The following is a 19,019-nucleotide window of genomic DNA, read 5'->3' as shown; positions in this document are numbered from 1 at the left end:
GATACTGACCTGGGTACGATATTCTGGTTTGGGCGCGGAATAGTTGGTAATGCGCTGGCGCGCAATCTGACTGTTGGGGAGGATCACATAGGTACGGTCACGGGTTAGAAGACGTGTGGTGCGCCAGCCGATCTCGATCACAGCGCCGCGTGCCAGACCGTCGATATCGACCCAGTCGCCGATGCGGAATGGCCCTTCGATGCCGAGAGCGACCCCGGACAATGTGTCGGCGACGACGTTGCGAATGGCGAAACCCAGCATAGCGAGCACCAAGCCTGATCCCGCAAGCGCCCCTAACGCGCCCTTCCCCATAAAGAGCGAAACCACTGCGGCGAAAGCGACCAGGAACAACATTGCCGCGACCAAATCCTTGAGCAGGCGCGGAGATGCGAGCGCCTCGTTGCGGGAACGCGGGGGTGAATCCAGGAACCGTTCGGGCCTTACAAGTGGTTGGCCAGGGTTGGTAATTTCCAGTCGATCTTTAAACATCTCGATCAAAGGACTGGTTCCGGTGATCGTCATATCCTGGTGGATGAGGGCATTTGCGATCAACTCGCGAATGGCAATCGACGGATAGAGCGGCCTCTCCTCGCGGAAGGCTTTGCCGATATGCTCATTATGCGGCAACAGGCCGTCGATATAGTCTATCAGGCCCTTGAAGCCGCTGGCATAGCCCCTCTTGCCATCTTGCCGGTGTGTAACGGTACCAGCCCGGTTCAGTCCATCATAGGAAACAAAGCGGACGCCCTTTCGTGCGATCGAAGGAGAAAAGTCGTTCAGACGCTTCGCGAAAAGGATCGCACCAAGATTGGTAATGTTCCATTTCCCGCCGACATCTGGCAGCACAAGCCGGTCGGCTGCAAGCTTGTCGAAGATACCGTTACGGTTGTCCGGAAGGGGTTGGTTTGTGAGATCGAAATAGCTTGCATAGTCCAGCCGCGCCAGAACTTCGTCACTTGAGAGGAACTGAGCCGCAATCCCGGTTTCCCAAGCATAAGGCTGCAATTTTGCCCACAGTGCCTTGAGGCGCTCTTGATGGTCGGAAAGCCGGGGCGTAGCGCTGCCGATACGAATATAAGCCATTCGATCGAATTCGACGGGACCGGTTGCCGCCGCCGGTATCTCGAGCAGAACGAGCTTGGTGTCGTGATAGGCTACCGACTTGAAGGAAATGGCTACGCTTGGCTGTAGGCGCTGGGCCAGCCAGAGTTCCAGTGGCTGGTCGCCCGGATATCGAAAGAGCTGTCGCGGACCTGCTTGACGGTCGTGATGCCGGCAAGCGGCAGAAAGAAGCCGAAGTGATCAGGGAAGTCAGCATAAGCGCAGGCGACCGTCTCGCCGCTCGCCAGATCCTCGGCCTCGAAGGTATCCCCATCAGTCGCCAGAACGAACTTCGCCTTGGCTCTAGCAGTGGCCGGACTGGCTTTCAGGTCGGAAAGGGTCTTCGTCACCTCGCCGGCAGCGGCGACGGCGATATGGATGTTGTTGGTCTGAAGGACACCGCGCCAAGGACCGGCAAAGTCCGACTTGTTCGTCTCGCCCTTGCGCAGTCGCTTGATCGTCGTTTCCTTGTTGCCGAAAGCTTCCAAGAACTGGAACGGGAAGTTCTCCGGATCGAACTCCTCCTCCGCCAGTTTGGAGATGGCCTCCTCGATTTCGACAGCGTTCATAGATCGGTCGCGCCCCAGCCCCGCAACATAATTCTCGACGTTCGCCTATAGCACGCGAAGGAGCGGGACGGTAACAGTAGTGGCGGGGCGGAGCGGGCAAAAGGCCCGCCATCTGCTGCTGTTGGTCAGAAACGAGGATAACGCCGAGGTCGCTTCTTGAGTCTTTGCTGTAGCGCAAAAGCTGCATACTCAGCGCTCTGTCGACGCCGAATGTCTGCTTCGATGGCGGATATTAGTTTGTTGCCATCAAAGACTGGGTCACCCCTCTGAGAAGCGGAGACGAAGTGCGTTTTGTTGATGGCGACGATGACAGCGCGCGCCATGGCCCGTCGCGGCAGAAGGCACCACACTACCGGCGACACAATTGGAAATGGGTCACCCGGCTCATTGTCATCGCCAAAGTCGAAGTAAACCGGAACAGCGCAACTCAGCCACTCCCTTGGCAAGCCTTCCTCGACAAAGGAAACGAGAAAAACCGCGTTGCCTATTTGCCGCGACGACTTCAGGGCGTCGAAGAAGCGCTTCCTGTCGCGCTTGCGCCTCTTGCCATCCACCACCCAAACAATGTTGCGGTAGAACGCTTCACGCAAGTTACGCTCTTGGATATCCAAAAAGGAATGTTGAAATTCTATGACAAGCCCAAGTGGTGTCTTCACGTCGGCGATGTGCTTTTCGCCATCGTTTGAATGGTGAACTATCTCTTGCCAATCTTGCGGGAAGCGATTTTTCCAACCCAAATGCCATTCGGTTTCCGGTTCCCACCAAACATCACATGTGCGTTTGCCACGATGCGACCAGTGCCAAACTCGCAACGGTCCGCACTTGGCGATCACTGGTTCTTCGCATCGGGGACAGATACCCACTAGGCCGGGTCGCGCTTCTTCACGTTGGCCGTCAACCAAAGCATATCGCATGCTTGTCTCCACGTTCTGGCGCGCGCGCACAACGACGCGTCACGCGCAATAGCGTTGTCGTAGATGGGAGTTTTGATTGGGCCAGCTCGACCAGATCGTGTCCGGCGGCGGTTCTTAATTTTCTTCAGCGTTGCCCAGTTAGCTCTGGCGCTGGTTATTGAGGGCGGTGTTCTGGAGTCCGCCTTTTTACTCTCAAACGACTCGAATGCTACAGCGAGAGCTCGAGACCTTCAAGTTCGCTTCGCTATATATTGAGCGCGTAGATGTGCCGTTTAGTGCCGCCCAATTCCGCCGCATTCCAAGTCGCGATGTGGGAGTAACTGTGGGATCAAATTTGCCCAGCCGTTGATTTTATTGAATAAAATTATGATTAATGGCGCACCGGGGAAGATTCGAACTCCCGACCCCCAGATTCGTAGTCTGGTGCTCTATCCAGCTGAGCTACCGGTGCTAAAGCCTATCGCGTTGCGACGGATGGCTGGCGGACGGATTGAACCGCCGCAGAAGCGCATCTTCTAATGGTTTGCGATCGGGAGTGCAAGCGCTTCGGCCAATAATCCTACAGGAATGGGATTTGGCGAAAACGCCGGTCCGCAAAGGGCGTGGCGGGTCGCCGGAAAATATGCCGCAGGCGCTTTATTTAACGTCGTTCCAGGCTCAAAGTTCGTGTGGGCTTCGATCGGGGATCTCGATGCGAAATGTCGTGCCAGATTCGGTTTCCAACAGCCGTATTGTTCCGCCGTGGCTGGCGAGCAGTTCCGTTGCGATGGACAGGCCCAATCCGCTGCCGCCGACGCGCTGCGAGGACCGGAAGGCCTGGAACAGTGTCTCCCGGACGCGGGGGGGGATGCCGGGGCCATTGTCTTCCACGTCCAGGACAACTTTGCGCCCGTCGCGCCAAGCCTTCACGGAGATGCGTCCGCCGGAGCGATCTCCTTCAGTGGATTCCAGAGCTTGTACGGCGTTCCGGCAGACGTTGCTCAGCACCCGGTAGAGATGTTCGCGGTCGGCGTCGATCCGCAAGGTCGCCGGCGTAATGCTCATCTCCCAGGCGATGCAGTTCTCGCGCGGCAGGAGGAGGCTGTCGCCGACCTCGGAGAGAATTGACTTCACCAGCAGCAATTCGCGGCGTGGAACGGCTTCCTGTGCACGGCCAAACCTCAGCGTGTCGTTACAGAAATTGATGGCCCGATCGAGCGAGGCAATCAGCTTCGGGGCGAACCGTTGCACCGTCGGGTCGGGTAGGGCGCTGAGGCGGTCGGAGATCAGTTGTGCATTGGCCAGCATGTTGCGCAGGTCGTGATTGATCTTGCTCACGGCCAGTCCCAATTGCGCTAGGCGATTTTTCTGACGGAGCAATTGCGTAAGCTGTTGCTGCATGTCCGCGAGTTCGCGCTCGACGGTGCCGATTTCGTCGTTGCGTTCGGACGCGACGATAATGCGGCTCTGGTCTTCTGGATTCTCGCTGAATCGCACGAGGTTGCGCGAGATGCGCATCATTGGCTGAACGAGCAGGCGTGAGAGCGCAATGTAGACCATGGCTGCGGTCACGAAGGAGATTATGATTGACAGCCCCAGGATGTTGAGGCCGAAGCGATACATTGCGGCCCGTAAAGGCTTTTCGGGCATGACGACTTCGATGAAGTCGTCGGCGTTATTGCCCAGAGGGCCGATGACGCGGAGTGTGCGCTGGCCGGAGCCCACAAAAACTCTCAGCGCGTCGCCAATCAAACCGAGCCGGACCAAGATCTCATGTGATGTGCCTAACTCGGGTCGGCTGCGCAGGTCGAAGTGGGCGTCAACAGCTAGGGGTGCTCTCGGCGGCAAAACGAGACGGCGGCGGCCATCGCGCCGCCATGCGACCGCTTGCACCTCGGCTGTCGTCAACAATTCCTCGCGCAACGGTGGGGGAATATTGCCACCCGGGACTGCATCGGCAGCCAGGGCTGCTAAATGCGCGGCCATCAATCGGTCGTTGATCCAGTTCACGCGGAAATTGGCGACTGACGGGACGAAGATGAGGACTTCAGCCAGCATGACGAAGATCACGGTTAAAACCAGAAGCTTCATCGGCAGGCCTAGCTTCAGCCAAGCCTGTTTCGGGGCTGTCAGTCCGTTTTGAATCGCAATACGCGCGGGAGAGAGCTCCTCTCCCACGTTCTCATCATCGCTATGGCTGGCGTGACGCTGCAATACGGTTCGGTCCTCAGAGGCTTTCTTCACGCCCCCTTTTAGCCGAATTTAGCGAGGAATCCGATTGCCTTCCGAATGAGCGGACTTGATGGCGCCTTGGAGTAGAACTTGTAGGCAGCGCGCTTGTTAATCTCGCTTAAGGTCGGATAGGGGGAGATCCAACCTGTCATTGCCTTGATATTCATCTTCTGGGAAATCGCCAAGGCCCACATTTGGATTAGTTCGCCAGCCTGCTCGCCCACGATGCTGGCGCCGAGTATGCGACCGGATTTGTCTGTGACAACCTTAACGTGACCGACTGTTGCGCGTTCCGCCTGGGCGCGGTCGTTCTCATGATAGGGCCAACGCAGCACGTTTACTTTGCCGTGTTTTTTGGCGGCGTCTTCTTCCTGAAGGCCGACCTGGGCCAATTCAGGATCTGTAAAGGTTACCCAGGGAATGAGGCTGGCATCAGTTTTTGCAGGCAGACGGAAGAGGGCCTTCCGGATGACAATGCCTGCATGATAATTCGCCATGTGCGTAAACTGAGCACCTCCTATGACGTCGCCGATGGCGTAAACGCGACGGTTTGAAGTGACCAGCCCGCGGTTCACCTTGATCCCTTTGTCTGAGTACTTGATACCCGCGGTCTCGAGGCCGACGTCTGTGACGTTGGGCCTGCGGCCGGTTGCGATCAACAGGTGGCTGCCCTCGATAACCTCGGTGCTGTCTCCCTTTTTCAAGGTAAGGGTGACGTTGCGGAACCTGGTGTCGACTTCCTCGACGCTCGTTTTCTCTCGGATATCGATGCCTTCTTCGCGGAGATGATCGAGAACGATCTTGCTCATCTCCGGATCATCTTTGGCCATCGCTCTTGCGGCTTCGAGCACCGTGACTTTGCTGCCAAGCCTTCGATAGGCTTGTGCGAGTTCCAGCCCGATCGGGCCACCTCCGATAATCAAGAGGTGGTCGATGTGTGTGCCGTTGTCGAAGATCGTTTCGTTCGTGAAATAGGGGACTTCGCTAAGGCCCGGTATGTTCGGGACGAGCGGGGACGATCCGGTGGCGACGACGAAACGGCGCGCTTTAATACGGTAGCCGCCGGCTGAAACTGTCGACTTATCGGTGAAATGACCAGCGGCGGTGATCACGCGAACGCCCAGACCGGTGAAGCGCTCGATCGAGTCGTTGGGCTCGATTGCGGCAATAACACCTTTGATGTGCTCGCTGACCGCTTCGGGATCGATTTGCAGGTCTCTTGCCATGACCCCGAACTGTGCCGAGGTGCGGATCATGTGCGCACGACGGCTAGCCGCGATTAATGCTTTAGACGGCACACACCCGTAGTTGAGGCAGTCGCCTCCCATCTTGTGCTTTTCTATCAGAACGACGTTCTGGCCGAAGGCCGCAGCGGCGGCTGCAACCGATAGGCCACCGGAGCCCGCGCCAATGATGCAAATGTCACATTGAAGAAGATCAGTCGGGGCACCTTTCGTCGTGACATCTGCGCTACCACCGTTGCCCGCGCCCGCATGATTGTCCGAGCCAACGCCGAGCTGGTTGGAATAAGCGGCGGTGGAAGGATCAGACGGCGGCATTGCGCTTGCTCCATTTTTTGATGATCACCGGAATTAACGCCACGATACCAAGGAGTGCAAACGCTAACAGGAGTTCCTTGGTCACTAGAGCGGACGTATCAACCGTATACGGGCAGGCTGAGGCATTTTCCGGGTTATTTGCGAGACAATCTCTGTAAATCCTATTTTGCGCGTCGATGACGCTCCCCAGTCCGGCACCGGCGACGCAGAATGCGTAGGTGCCGGGGATAATGCCGAGAAGTGTCCCGAGGATATATGTGCCGAGAGGCACGCCTAGCAGCGCGGGCACCACATTGACAACGACGAAGGGGAACACCGGCAGGAGCCGCAAGAACAAGAGATAGCACAGGGCATTTTCCTGGAAGCCGTTCTTCAATTTGCAGACCCACGGTCCCGCCTTGGCGGCGAGTGCCTCACCCAGAGAGGATCTCGCGGCGAGGAAAATGATAGTCGCTCCAACGGTTGCGCCGAATATCGTTGCTGGTGCCGCGATTACCCAGCCGAATAAAAGCCCACCGGCAAGGGTCATGATCAGTCCGCCCGGCAACGAGAGCGCGACGACAACGATGTAAGCGAGAACATAGATCGAGAGCGCGGTGGCGAAGTTGGCCTCGATAAAGTCCATAAGACGCTCGTAATTCAGCCCAATCGTCTTAAAGGAAAGATGCTCGTGCCAGCCCATGGCAAAGACGAACGCCATGAGAGCGACGATCGCGATGAGCGGTAGCCATTTGCGCCATTTGCCTTTGGGTGGTGTAGGAAAGTCAGCACATTGGCCATCTGAGCATTTCATCGCGCGGTCACCCCTTGAGAGCTAGCCCCGTTACCGCTGGCCGGTGCCGCGTCATTGAGTGACCAATCGTATCGATAACTGTCGATTGTCGTAATGCCTCGGAGCCTGTTTTTAAGGCTTGGCTCCGCATATTTGGAAGCATGCAGCAGAACCGCCTCAGCGCTTCCGCCGAAATCAGCTTGGAACCATTGATAGATGGATGACGCCGTCACTTGGCCGGACGTGATTTGGAAACCGCGTGGATGATTGATGTAGGCCTTGGCGCCTGCGTCCAATTGAGCTTCGAGGTTGGCAGAGGTGAGTGCCTCGCTTGGCAGGTTGGGGCATCCGTATGACGCGCAATTGACTACGTAGTGGATGCGTGGGTCCTTAAAGATCGGGCGCAGGATATCGTGCTCTATGTTGTCGAGTGACAATGCAACTCCGGCGATTGTTAGGATTTCTGCTTTCCAAGGTCCACCAGCGCCAACACTCTGCTTCAGCAAATCCAGAAGATCCGGCGATATAGAGATGTCGCGAATTGACGCCACGGGATACTTGTCCAGGACGACATCGACAGTCTTGGCATTGTACAGGTTGACCCAATAGGCAAACTGTTCTGGTCGGCTCAACGTCCGGGGATCAATCCGTTCCAGGCTTTTAACGTAGCTTTTGAGGCTGGAGTGTTTGGTTTCCTTGAATGGCCCGTAGGCAATGCGATTGATCCCGTCGGAGCCTTCGACGAGAAATTCTTTAAGCAGTATCGACCAGGCTGTGTGGTCGACCCGGGCTTTTGCATTCCGGTCATGAACCGCGAAGCTTTGCGTAATCGATTGCGCTGCGGCGGTGTCAGTTGTTTTCAGGGCCAGGCCAACTATTGCCGGGATGATGAAAAGCGACGCACGCAAAATCGCGCGTCGCTGGCCACGTTTCGTGCCGGATTGTTCGGTGAAGGAGTGCACCGCCAGATGTGAGCTTTGGTAAATAACTCTTCGATACATGGTGCTTTTCGAGCTTCTCGCGGAGTCTTCTTAGTTTGATCCGTTTTGAATTCTAGATGACTAAGTTCAGTTGAAAAGAAAATGGTATCTCAATCAGTCGTGATATTTGATATTACTTCGTGATTGTACGTGATGGCCGAATGCGACGTCGCTGGATGGTCGCTGTTGGGCCGCATGCTATCGAGTGTTTGGCGCGGCGCGTACCTGCATTTGCCGTCGTCGTGACGATTGACTTTAGCCGGGGCCACCCCTATAAGCGGCCAATTCCCGCCTTCAGCCCTTCGTGGGCGTTTGTGGAGACGCTCAGCTTTGGCTGCGGCTGAAGCGCTATCAATCAGATTTTTCGGCTGGCTTGCGCCCTTTTGCGCGCGCAACCGGCTTGACGTGGTGGAGACGAGAACGTGAAACGCACATATCAACCGAGCCGGCTGGTTCGCAAGCGCCGCCACGGTTTCCGCAAGCGGATGCTTACTAAGGGTGGCCTGCGGGTTCTCGCCCGTCGGCGCGCGAAGGGCCGCAAGCGTCTTTCCGCATAATCTGTCCGTATGCGACACCGAGCGTGTGCGGCTCCGTCGATCTAAAGTTTGGAAGCTGTGGAGACGCTCAAGAAGCGCTCGGAATTCTTACGTATACGCGGCGGAGCGCGCTGGGCGACTCCGGCGTTTGTGCTAGAGGCTAAGCCGCGTACACCCGGGCGAGCCCGGACCGTTTTCGGTGCAGAATCCGACGTTGCCCGTTTCGGGTTCACAGCGACAAAGAAATTGGGCTCGGCTGTTGTTCGCAATCGGATACGCCGACGCTTAAAGGCCGCGGTAGACGCACTGGCACCACGTTGCGCGCGTTCCAATTGTGATTATGTGCTTGTAGCGCGGTCGAGTGCGGAGACGAGGTCTTTCGCAAGTCTTTGTGGTGATCTGGAGCAGGCTTTCATCCGGGTTAACCGCGTGATGAGTTCGGTGGATGGGCGTGGGAGTTCAAAGCGTCCAAGAGGCCCTGTGAGTTAAATTCCACGCGATGACCGATATGTCACGGTTGCGCTGAAGTCGGTGATGGCGGATACCGTCAGCCAATATGCACGGTCGGCCTAGACTTCGTTCGTAATTTGCCGAACGATCGCGGCCCGGCCAGAGTGACCCCGCGAGTCGAGGCCCTGATGCTCAGCCAAAAACCGGATAATTCCAACAACCTCATCATAGCTATTGTCTTGTCGATGGCTGTACTGCTGGTGTGGCAGTTTTTCTTCCCGCCACCCAAGCCGCCACAGCAACCTGCTGTCGAGCACAGTGAGACACAGAAGCCGACGAAGACGGGTGAGGTGCCGGCGGCGCCCGTAGCACCCGCCGCTGGTAGTTCTGGTGTTGCGCAAGTTCCTGGTGGCGGTGCGGGGACGGCTCCGGCGGCCGGTCGCGTTCCGCTCGCGACGCCATCGCTCAAGGGCTCAATCGGACTTCTTGGCGGTCGCATTGATGATGTGACGTTCGTCAAATATCACGAGACTGTCGACCCCAGCAGCCCCAACGTGGTTTTGTTCGCGCCTGCGGATACATCACGGGCCTATTTTGCCGAGTATGGGTGGATTCCAGCGGCGGCCGGTTCAACGTTCAAACTTCCGCAACGGGATACCGTATGGACCGCTCCAGAGGGTGCGAAGCTTACGCACGAAACTCCGGTCACCCTGACCTGGGACAATGGCGAGGGACTCGTTTTCAAGCGCACGATCTCGGTCGACGACGAGTACATGTTCAAGATCGTCGACGAGGTTCAAAACAACACGTCGGGTGACATTACCCTGCATCCGTACGCGCGCATCTACCGGTACGGTACGCCCAAGATTGAAGGCTTCTTCATTCAGCATGAAGGTCTCATCGGCTGGGTCGGTGAGGCCGGTCTGAACGAGATCACCTATTCGGGTGCGCTGGAAGAGGGCGGCGCCAAGAAGTTCACGGATAAGACCGGTGGCTGGCTTGGCTTCACGGACAAGTACTGGGCCGCGACACTCGTGCCCGATCAATCGGTGCCGTACACCGCAAATATGCGGGCCGTTAATCAGAGGACCGATACGCAGCGTGAAGCTTTTCAGGCTGACTATATGCGGTCTGCCATTACGGTCGCGGCCGGAGGCTCAGCGAACGTGAGCGGGCACTTGTTTGCCGGTGCGAAGCGAGTCCAGACGATCGATCGATACGAGGCCGATCTCGGTATTCTGGAGTTCAACTATCTTGTCGATTGGGGCTGGTTCTACTTCATTACCAAGCCGCTCTATTACCTGCTCGACTGGCTCTACAAACACCTTGGCAATTTTGGCCTGGCTATTCTTGCGGTGACGGTCATCGTGAAGGCGGCGTTTTATCCGCTGGCCAGCAAGGCCTACGAGTCCATGGGCAAGATGAAGAAGCTGCAGCCCGAGATGGAAAAAATGCGGCAGCGCTTCCCGGATGACAAAGCACGGCAGCAAAAGGAGCTGATGGCGCTTTACCAGAAGGAGAAGATCAATCCTCTGGCTGGCTGTCTGCCCATCCTCTTGCAGATCCCGGTGTTCTTCGCGCTCTACAAGGTGCTGTTCGTTTCCATCGATATGCGCCATGCGCCGTTCTTTGGCTGGATTCAGGACCTTTCCGCGCCTGATCCGACGTCGGTATTCAATCTGTTCGGATTGCTGCCGTTCATGGTGCCCGAGTTCCTGCATGTCGGAGCTTGGCCGCTCATCATGGGCGTGACGATGTGGCTGCAGATGCAGCTCAACCCTGCGCAGCCTGATCCGACCCAGCAGATGATCTTCAACTGGATGCCGGTGATGTTCACGTTCCTGCTTGCCACGTTCCCGGCAGGGCTCGTGATCTATTGGGCCTGGAACAACGTTCTGTCGTTGGCACAGCAGTATCTGATTATGAAGCGGCAAGGCGTCGAGGTGCCGTTGATGGGAAATATCAAGAAGACATTGCTGTCAGTGCGATCGTTGGTTCCCGGCGGGCGAAAGAGCGAATAAGGGGAGAGCCGCCCAGGCGGTCGTGAGCTGTGGAACCTGAATTTTCCAAGGAGATGCTCGCTGCCGGTGAGCGGCTCTTCGAGCTGCCGTGGGGGTTCGTCAAAGGTGTCGTCGGATTAGAGCACCTGCCCCCGGCGGACATCCCGGAAATCGCCTTTGCCGGGCGTTCCAATGTGGGTAAATCGAGCCTTATCAACGCGCTTGTGCGTCAGAAGGGTTTGGCGCGCACGTCAAACACGCCTGGGCGAACGCAGGAGCTGAATATTTTTGCTCCTGATGCGGGCGAGCGCGTGCCGCTGTGCATCGTCGATATGCCCGGATACGGTTTTGCGAAGGCTCCGAAGGAGAAGGTTGAAGCCTGGACGGACCTGATCAAAGACTATCTACGAGGCCGTCCAACGCTGAAGCGTGTGTTTGTGCTTATTGATAGCCGTCACGGGATCAAGGCGATCGACAAAGAGCTAATGCGGATGCTGGACACGTCAGCTGTCAGCTATCAGGTCGTGCTCACCAAGGCCGATAAGATCAATCCGTTCAAGCTAGAGGCGCTGACTGAGACAACGCTGGGTGAACTCAGAACCCATCCGGCGGCGTTTCCTTACGTGCTTGCGACGTCGGCGGAGAAGGGTCAGGGAATGGCTGAGCTCAAGGCTACGATCGCAGGGCTGATTGCTTGACGGTCAAGCGCTTACGGACCGCCAAGCGTTTTCAAGAAGCCGCTGATTGACGTCCACAGCTCCTCGCCAAAGCGTGCGAGAATGCCGCCTGCCACGGCTGCCGCGAGCCACCCGAATAAGATCGTAAGAGTCCGTGCATAATTGGTGCGCACTCTGATTTCGACAATCTGGTCGGGTAGTGCTGTCTCGGCTGCAAGCCCGTCTGCACCAACGGTGCGCGCGGAAACGATCAGCTGAAGGCGGCGCCGGCCCCTCGCCTTTGGAGTCACTGTCCAACGCCAGCTTGCGTAGTCATCCGCCATCAAGCCGAGCGCGTTCTCGATCCACTGCGTTTCGGGGGATGAGGTTTCTATAAAGAAGCCGCCATCGGGTGCTCGCAATCTCACAGACATGGCGCGCGTAATGAGAACATCGTGCCGATAGGCGGCTCCTTCGCCGATCATGCCATCGGCGAGGTTCTTAACTTCGGATTTGGCGATCCGCGCTTCCACCAGCGAGGGGAGGGCGACGCGCATAATACGCGGAATGTTTTCGATAAGCTGGCCTGCCTGCACGCTATCAGTGCGGGCGCGGCGGCGCTTCTTAGCCGGTGCGCTGCCTGCCCGGTTCTGCGCTGCGGCTTTTTGTGAGGTCTGTGCGGGGGCTGGAGCCCGGTCAGCTCCGCCTTGCCGGCGCGCTGTCGTCTGCGCGCGTTCGAGCTCTGCGGTCGGAGGACCACCAAAAACTTCCTCCACAGAAGGAAGTGGCGTTTGCGGTCTGGCCTGTGCTCCTGCTGGTGCAGGACGTTGCTGATGTGACGGCCCGGGCGCAGGAGAACCTGCGGGCACGGGAGGCCTAGCCCCTCCTGGACGATGTTGAGGGTTGGGAGCAGGATCGGTTTCTGTACGAAACGGACCCGTCGGTGGCGGTGGCCGCATACCAACGTCAGGGCTCAGGGGAGGGGGCGCGCGATAAGGCCGCGGTTGCGACTGAGGCTGCGCGTGCGAGGGCGGTGGCGTCCAAGCCTGGCCGGGTTGAGATTGTTGAGGTAGTGGGGGCTGTTGCTGCGGGTGTGGATCTCGCGTCGCAGGGGCTGGTTGCGGTGAGGGCCGCGCCGTAGGGGGAGCAGCGGGCGTTTGTTCGCCGGGTGCCGGGGCGCCGAAGTTGGGTTGCGGTTCGGGGGCGGGGGATTTAACGGGCGCCGGCGCCGGCGCCGGCGCTGGTTGTGGTTGAGGCGCAGGGCTGGGTGGCGCGTTAAATTGAGCTTCGCCTTCCGGAGAGGGTGGTCCCCCGCGGCGGTGCTCTACGCGCGAGCGCGCGTCGGCCAGGAACGAATCAGCGTCCGATTGCTGACGGTTGCTTTGCTCGGGCTGTGGAGGGGCCGGACGTGGTGTAGGGTGCGGTTGCTGTCGCTGGGTTTCGGCTTCGGGGCCAAACCGCTGTTTGACCACTTCAATTGCCGCACCGAAGGTCAGCCCGTGGGCTTGTAACAGCCCGGCAGCGCTGCTGTTGGCGTCACCAATGATCGCAGCGAGCACGATTCCGCCGTTTATGTCATTGCGACGGCCGCTGGCTGCGGCTGCAGCGGCATTGAGGATACGCCGGAGCTCGTCTGATATAGCGGCGGTACCAGGATGGTCCGTCGGAAGCCGGTTTTCTATGCGTCCTACGTGATTTGAGACATCCGTTTTGAGCTGGTCGAGGTTGACGCCGGCAGACGTCATGACGATACAAGCATCGTCATCCTCGGTTAGAGCCAGCAACAAATGTTCAAGTGTAACTTCGATATGTTGTTGAGATTGGGCATAATTTGCCGCCCGAGCCAGCGTAGACGCCAACGTCGGTGACATCGGAATAGGTCCCAAACTCTCAACGAACGGCGCTGTCATGCCCTTCTCCCAACCAGCCGCTCATCGCAGCAGCCGATGCCCCTCGCACCGTGTCTTAGCGCTATTAGCAACCGATTGTGAGGGAAATCCGTTGTCGCAGGCTTCGGCACGGATATAAGTCCCGCGTAGGATAACTCACACACGCGGCGGCGGATTACGATTTCAGCGGCTGCATTTTAGTCAATATCGAACTGCAACGGACCGTTCAAGACCATGTCAGATAAGATGTCGCAGCCGCAAAAAATGGTGGGGAAAGACTACGAAAACGGTGGAATTAGCGCCCATGTCCAGGCGCGTATTCTTGCCGAGGCTCTTCCGCATTTGATTCGCTACGATGAGCAGTACGTCGTCATCAAGTTCGGCGGGCATGCGATGGGGGATGCGGCGCTGTCGCAGGCGTTTGCCCAGGATATCGTCTATCTGAAGCAGTCAGGCGTAAATCCCATCGTCGTACACGGCGGCGGACCGCAAATCGCACGGATGCTGGATAAGCTTGCTATCCAATCGAGCTTCGTGAATGGCCTGCGTGTAACGGACAAGCCGACAGTTGAAGTCGTGGAGATGGTTTTGGCGGGCGCGATCAACAAAGAGATTGTGTCAGCGATCAATCAGCAAGGCGGCAAGGCGGTTGGAATCTGCGGCAAGGATGCCAATCTGATGATTGCCGAACGCATAACGGAAATACCCGATCCGACATCCAATCTGATGCAGGCTGTCGATATCGGCTATGTGGGCGATCCGGTTGAGGTTAATCCGCATATCGTGGATGTCATTTCGAATTCGGACCTCATTCCCGTCATTGCCCCTGTGGGCCTCTCGCGGAGCGGTGAGACCCTTAATATCAACGCTGACAGCTTTGCGTCTGCGCTGGCGGCCAAGATGAAGGTCAAACGCCTATTGTTGCTGACTGACGTGGCGGGTGTTCTCGACAAGAATAAAAACCTCGTCGCGTCTCTCTCGGTCGACGAGGCGCGGCAACTCATTCGGAATGGTACGATTTCGGGTGGCATGATCCCGAAGGTCGAGGGCTGCATTGAGGTCGTTGAGGCGGGTGTCGAGGCGGTCGTCATTATCGATGGGCGGGTGCCGCACTGCGTGTTGCTTGAGTTGTTTACCGAGCACGGAATTGGAACGCTCGTTGGACAAGAAAATAGGATCTGAATGCAAACCAAAGTGGCGGCTGTTTTGATTTGAGCCGTGAGGTGGTTTGTGTCTTGGAGTCGTGATCTGCGATGGCGGAGAAGGACAATATGCCGGCGACCTCTAACGAAGAGGACGTTCGTGTGAAGCCTCAAGTTGTTTCAGATGCGCGCCGCGGGTTTGATCGTACCGCTATCTGGGTTTTCGATCTCGACAACACACTTTATCCGGCGGAATGTAATCTGTTCGACCAAGTCGATCAGCGCATGGGCTTGTTCATTGCCAAGAAGCTTGGTGTGCCCTTTGAGTACGCGCGTCATTTGCAGAAGAGCTACTATCGGCAATTCGGCACAACGCTATCCGGGCTGATGCAAGTGCACGGAATGGAGCCGGGGCCTTTCCTTGATTACGTCCACGATATCGATCTCACCTGCGTGCCGGAATGCCCCGATCTTGCTGAGGCTATCGAACGGTTGCCTGGCCGCAAACTCATTTTCACGAACGGGTCGCGCCGTCACGCCGAACGCGTTGCGGGGAAACTCGGGGTTCTCGACAAGTTCGAAGATATCTGTTCGATCGAAACGTGTGAGTACGTGCCCAAACCGGAAGCCGAAGCTTTCGATCGCATGGTGCGGCGACACGGCGTTAGCTCCGAACAATCAGCGATGTTTGAAGACATGCCCCACAATCTTGAAGCGCCACACGCGCTGGGGATGACGACCGTTCTGGTGCATTCGGACTATGTGGATCATCCCGCGCAGCTCAAGGTGAAGACTTGGCAGGAGCTACCTGAACATGTGCATCACTTGACCCGGGACCTGTGCGGGTTTCTTCAAGGCATCAAATTCAAATAGGCGCGAAAAAACCCGCCACAAATGAGCGGCGGGTTTCGACTTTCAGGAAGGAAGAGAAGGGCGTTGCCTGTTACGCGCCTGGGCCGGCGTCAAAGCCAACGCGGTCCATGATGGCCGAGGCTTCAGCGCGATGCTTGGCGATTTCCTCGAGTGGGAGTTTGTCAGGTTTGAGGGTTCCCCAGCTCGCGACGCGCTCAGAAATCGGCACGCCTTCCTTGAGCGGATATTCGTTCACGATCTCGGCGTAGATTTTCTGTCCCTCTTCCGACGTCAGGAACTCAATGAGCTTTACGCCTGCGTCTTTGTGGGGTGCGTGCTTAGCCAGAACTGCGCCGGAAATGTTGACGTGGGTGCCGCGATCATCGGCGTTCGGGAACAGGATCTTGGCCGACTTCGCCCACTCCTGCTGTTCAGGCTTCTTCGTGTTGGTTTGCATCGCAGCCATATAGTAGCTGTTGCCGATGGCCAGATCGCATTCGCCAGAATATATGCCCTTCACCTGATCGCGGTCACCGCCGGCAGGCTTGCGCGCCAGATTTTCCTTCACGCCCTTTGCCCAGGCTTCTGCCTTTTCAATGCCGGAATGCGCGATGATCGAGGCGAGCAGCGCGATGTTATAGGGGTGCTGACCTGAGCGTGCGCAAATCTTTCCTTTCCACTTCGGATCGGCCAGTTCTTCATATGTGATGCTGTCCTGCTTTACGCGATCCTTGGAGGCGTAAACGAAGCGTGCGCGCTTAGAGAGGCCTACCCAGTGGCCCTGCGGGTCGAGGTAGGTCGAGGGGATATTGGCTTTAACGGTGTCGGAGCTGATCGCCTGGGTGATGCCCTTGTCTTCGGCTTCTGTGAGACGACCGATGTCGACGGTGAGAAGAACGTCGAATGGGGAATTCGCGCCTTCGGCAGCCGCGCGTTCGATCAAACCGTCCTTGGCGTAGACAACGTTCGGCTTGATGCCTGTCTTGTCTGTAAAGGCTTTAAGGAGCGGGGCAATAAGGCCGGGTTCTCTATAAGAGTAAATGTTGACTTCATCTGCGGCGATGGCGGGAGAGAAGCTGGCGGCGGCGACGGAAATGATCGTCGCCAGCGCACCGACGCCGCAAGATGCGGCACGGCTGATGGTCATGACGTGCTCCAATCAACGGGGGTCAAGGCCCCGTTTTCGTTTGAAAATTTTGAACGACGCGGCTCCGGAAAGGGGCCACATGTGGGACACAGAAGACAGGAAGTATTGTTGATCTGTCAAGTCAATATTACGGCTGCATCCCACGTTGTCGGTTGCCTTTGCGAGGCGCGATACGGCTTTCCAAGGACACGTTGCAACTGACGCGTTAAGCGATGAAATCGCGGCTCTTTTTGCTCCTGCATCATCATAATCATGCGTGAGCTCCGGCAACGGCGTTGCACGGCACCATACGCATGAGCAACCCGTTTCTCTCATTGTGGGGTATCGAAGTATTTTCCTTCACAACGCGCATATAGAAATGAATTTCTATGTTTATTTGATTTGAGTGGTATCACGAGGAAAATAATTTCCTTATGTTCCCCGTAACGAAGGAGGCGCACCGAATCGGGCCAGTCAGTCCGGTTGGTAGAGGTCTCTGCAACCTGTTTCGGGGTGATCTGAGCATGGCTGGATTTCCGATATTTGTGGAATTGGGGCGTACCCCACCTTTGATCGTCGGAGGTGGCGAGCTGGCCCTTGTGAAAGCCCGGCTGCTTTTGAAGCGGGCTAACCGCGTCCTCTTCGCGGCGGATCGTGTTGTTCCGGGCATTGCCAAGCTCGTTGCCGAAGGACGAGCGGAGCGCATTAGCGGTGTACCCGATGTGGAGACGTTGCGCGGGCGTCCGGTCGTCATCTCCGCAACGGAAGACGATGCAGAAGATGCGCGTATTTCGCATCTCGCTCGCGAAATCGGCGTTCCGGTCAACGTTCCGGATCGGCCCGAGCTTTGCTCATTCTCGCTGGCTGCAATCGTTGATCGGTATCCGGTGACATTTGCGATCGGTACGGAAGGCGATGCCCCAGTGCTGGCGACACGACTGCGCGCGTGGCTCGAGCAAGAGCTTTCTCCGCAGCTGGGTTCGCTTGCGAGAATTGCGGGTGATTTCCGTGATCGTGTCGCGCAGAAACTGCGGCCTGGCGTGCAACGCCGCGTGTTCTGGGACCGGGTTTTCAGCGGGCCTGCTTCTGCTGCGATCCTGGCGGGCGACGAAGCTGAGGGTGTTCGTCGCATCGAAGCCGAACTCGACAAAGAAGACACAACGGCACCTCGCGTAGGCCGGGTCATCCTTGTTGGTGCCGGGCCTGGTGATCCGGAACTGCTGACACTCAAAGCGGTCCGTGCGCTTAAGGCCGCAGACGTGATCCTAGTCGATAACCTGGCGGGAACGGGCGTTCTCGAACATGCGCGTCGTGAGGCTGAGATCATTCCTGTCGGCAAGGCGAAGGGCCGCCATTCGAAAACGCAGGCTGAGATCAATGCCCTCATTCTCACACACGCCAAGGCCGGAAAGACGGTTGTGCGCCTGAAGGGTGGTGACCCCTTTATCTTCGGACGTGGGGGTGAGGAAGTGGATACGCTGCGGGCTTCCGGCATTGCCTGCGAGGTCGTGCCTGGGATCACGGCAGCCACAGCGGCCGCGGCCTCCCTGCAAATTCCTTTGACCCACCGCGATATCTCGCACTCGGTGACTTTTATCTCCGGCCACTCTGCCGGGGATGGGGCGGCGAATTTCGACCACGTCGACTTCAGGGCTCTCGGTGAAGGGAGCAACACGCTCGCTGTTTACATGGGCGTGGCAACTGCCGGTGCTTTGGCGCAAACGCTTATCGATGCGGGTTGGTCGCCGGCTACTCCGGTGATGGCGGTGGAGCGCGCAAGCCATGCCAATGAGCGGCGCGTTGCTACGTCACTTGATGTTGTCGCTGATGATGCCAAGCGGCTTGCTCTGAGCGGACCTGCGATTCTGATCGTCGGGGAAATTGCCGGTCTAACCCCGGCGGGCGCCGTCGAACGGATCGCAGCAGAGATCGATCCTCAGTTTCAGCCGGTGCTTTCAATACGTTCTCAGGGGGATTTCGCTCATGCCTAACATCATAACCGCCAACCTGCTGCGGACAGGCGATGTCGTCTACTTCGCAGGCCTCAACAACTGGGTTCGCGAAATCGGTGATGCGACGGTCGCGAAGGACAAGGACGAACTTTCCGAGCTTGAGAAGACGGCACAGCGCGACGTGGAGTCTCAACGTGTGATTTCCGTCTACGCCATGGACGTCGAGCTTGTCGATGGACGTCCCGAGCCACGTTCCGTGCGTGAGCGCATTCGCGCCGCGCTCGGCCCATCCGTTTGACGCCAAGAGGAG

Annotated in this window: 16 protein-coding genes, 1 tRNA gene and 2 pseudogenes; 8 read left to right on the top strand and 11 right to left on the bottom strand. The window is 57.6% G+C overall.

Annotated elements, in window-relative coordinates:
* The 9 genes and pseudogenes from BLS30_RS18360 to BLS30_RS16910 form a co-directional block, all read right to left on the bottom strand.
* A partial coding sequence (locus tag BLS30_RS18360) for a mechanosensitive ion channel domain-containing protein (RefSeq protein ID WP_244512510.1) occupies positions 1-1,083 on the bottom strand: 1,083 nt, incomplete at its 3' end.
* A gap of 125 nt (positions 1,084-1,208) precedes the next feature.
* Positions 1,209-1,670: pseudogene (locus tag BLS30_RS16940) on the bottom strand (type IIL restriction-modification enzyme MmeI); the annotation flags it as partial.
* A gap of 125 nt (positions 1,671-1,795) precedes the next feature.
* A complete protein-coding gene (locus BLS30_RS16935) occupies positions 1,796-2,407 on the bottom strand; it encodes a competence protein CoiA family protein (RefSeq protein ID WP_483099033.1) in 612 nt (203 codons plus the stop codon).
* Between the two features lie 39 nt (positions 2,408-2,446).
* Positions 2,447-2,584: pseudogene (locus BLS30_RS18555) on the bottom strand (competence protein CoiA family protein); the annotation flags it as partial.
* A 374-nt stretch (positions 2,585-2,958) separates the two neighbouring features.
* Positions 2,959-3,035: transfer RNA gene (locus BLS30_RS16930), tRNA-Arg, on the bottom strand.
* A gap of 206 nt (positions 3,036-3,241) precedes the next feature.
* On the bottom strand, positions 3,242-4,807 hold the full coding sequence (locus BLS30_RS16925) for a sensor histidine kinase (protein WP_244512508.1): 1,566 nt from the start codon (positions 4,805-4,807) through the stop codon (positions 3,242-3,244).
* 8 nt (positions 4,808-4,815) lie between these two features.
* Positions 4,816-6,354 carry a dihydrolipoyl dehydrogenase family protein gene (locus BLS30_RS16920; RefSeq protein WP_090230564.1) on the bottom strand — a complete coding sequence of 513 codons (1,539 nt, stop codon included), beginning with the start codon at positions 6,352-6,354 and terminating at the stop codon, positions 4,816-4,818.
* Positions 6,341-7,147 (bottom strand): TVP38/TMEM64 family protein, encoded by an 807-nt coding sequence (locus tag BLS30_RS16915; protein WP_046476979.1) that lies wholly within the window; start codon positions 7,145-7,147, stop codon positions 6,341-6,343. Before BLS30_RS16915 ends, BLS30_RS16920 begins: the two co-directional genes overlap by 14 nt.
* Positions 7,144-8,127 (bottom strand): DUF547 domain-containing protein, encoded by a 984-nt coding sequence (locus tag BLS30_RS16910; protein ID WP_090230561.1) that lies wholly within the window; start codon positions 8,125-8,127, stop codon positions 7,144-7,146. Before BLS30_RS16910 ends, BLS30_RS16915 begins: the two co-directional genes overlap by 4 nt.
* 401 nt (positions 8,128-8,528) lie before the next feature.
* On the opposite strand from BLS30_RS16910, the gene rpmH reads away from it, so the two are divergent.
* The 4 genes from rpmH to yihA all read left to right on the top strand — a co-directional run bounded on the left by rpmH (position 8,529) and on the right by yihA (position 11,790).
* On the top strand, positions 8,529-8,663 hold the full coding sequence (rpmH, locus tag BLS30_RS16905) for a 50S ribosomal protein L34 (protein ID WP_076605281.1): 135 nt from the start codon (positions 8,529-8,531) through the stop codon (positions 8,661-8,663).
* A 57-nt stretch (positions 8,664-8,720) separates the two neighbouring features.
* The gene (gene rnpA, locus BLS30_RS16900) at positions 8,721-9,131 is read left to right on the top strand and encodes a ribonuclease P protein component (protein ID WP_090230613.1); all 411 of its coding nucleotides are present in this window, start codon (positions 8,721-8,723) and stop codon (positions 9,129-9,131) included.
* Positions 9,132-9,280: 149 nt separating this feature from the next.
* Entirely contained in the window at positions 9,281-11,113 is a 1,833-nt protein-coding gene (gene yidC, locus BLS30_RS16895; RefSeq protein ID WP_046476975.1) for a membrane protein insertase YidC, read from the top strand.
* A 53-nt stretch (positions 11,114-11,166) separates the two neighbouring features.
* Positions 11,167-11,790, top strand: a complete 624-nt coding sequence (gene yihA, locus BLS30_RS16890) for a ribosome biogenesis GTP-binding protein YihA/YsxC (RefSeq protein ID WP_046479955.1) — start codon at positions 11,167-11,169, stop codon at positions 11,788-11,790.
* A gap of 11 nt (positions 11,791-11,801) precedes the next feature.
* On the opposite strand, the gene BLS30_RS16885 is transcribed toward yihA, so the two are convergent.
* Complete coding sequence (locus tag BLS30_RS16885; RefSeq protein ID WP_090230559.1) at positions 11,802-13,658, bottom strand: Clp protease N-terminal domain-containing protein; 1,857 nt, start codon at positions 13,656-13,658, stop codon at positions 11,802-11,804.
* A gap of 243 nt (positions 13,659-13,901) precedes the next feature.
* On the opposite strand from BLS30_RS16885, the gene argB reads away from it, so the two are divergent.
* Complete coding sequence (argB, locus tag BLS30_RS16880; RefSeq protein WP_090230608.1) at positions 13,902-14,819, top strand: acetylglutamate kinase; 918 nt, start codon at positions 13,902-13,904, stop codon at positions 14,817-14,819.
* 71 nt (positions 14,820-14,890) lie between these two features.
* On the top strand, positions 14,891-15,652 hold the full coding sequence (locus BLS30_RS16875) for a pyrimidine 5'-nucleotidase (RefSeq protein ID WP_082101012.1): 762 nt from the start codon (positions 14,891-14,893) through the stop codon (positions 15,650-15,652).
* A 70-nt stretch (positions 15,653-15,722) separates the two neighbouring features.
* Here BLS30_RS16875 and BLS30_RS16870 read toward each other — a convergent pair whose 3' ends face one another.
* Positions 15,723-16,778, bottom strand: coding sequence for a Fe(3+) ABC transporter substrate-binding protein (locus tag BLS30_RS16870; protein ID WP_046476971.1), 1,056 nt, complete (start codon positions 16,776-16,778; stop codon positions 15,723-15,725).
* 503 nt (positions 16,779-17,281) lie between these two features.
* Between BLS30_RS16870 and cysG the strand changes: the two genes are divergently transcribed.
* Both cysG and BLS30_RS16860 read left to right on the top strand, forming a co-directional pair.
* Positions 17,282-18,748 carry a siroheme synthase CysG gene (cysG, locus tag BLS30_RS16865; RefSeq protein ID WP_160298683.1) on the top strand — a complete coding sequence of 489 codons (1,467 nt, stop codon included), beginning with the start codon at positions 17,282-17,284 and terminating at the stop codon, positions 18,746-18,748.
* The gene (locus tag BLS30_RS16860) at positions 18,741-19,007 is read left to right on the top strand and encodes a DUF2849 domain-containing protein (protein WP_046476969.1); all 267 of its coding nucleotides are present in this window, start codon (positions 18,741-18,743) and stop codon (positions 19,005-19,007) included. Before cysG ends, BLS30_RS16860 begins: the two co-directional genes overlap by 8 nt.
* Positions 19,008-19,019 lie beyond the last annotated feature (12 nt).

Source organism: Filomicrobium insigne (genome assembly GCF_900104305.1).
GTDB classification, from domain to species: Bacteria; Pseudomonadota; Alphaproteobacteria; order Rhizobiales; family Hyphomicrobiaceae; genus Filomicrobium; species Filomicrobium insigne.
The sequence above is the reverse complement of the archived record's forward strand: the minus strand, read 5'-3'. Positions and strand labels throughout refer to the sequence as shown.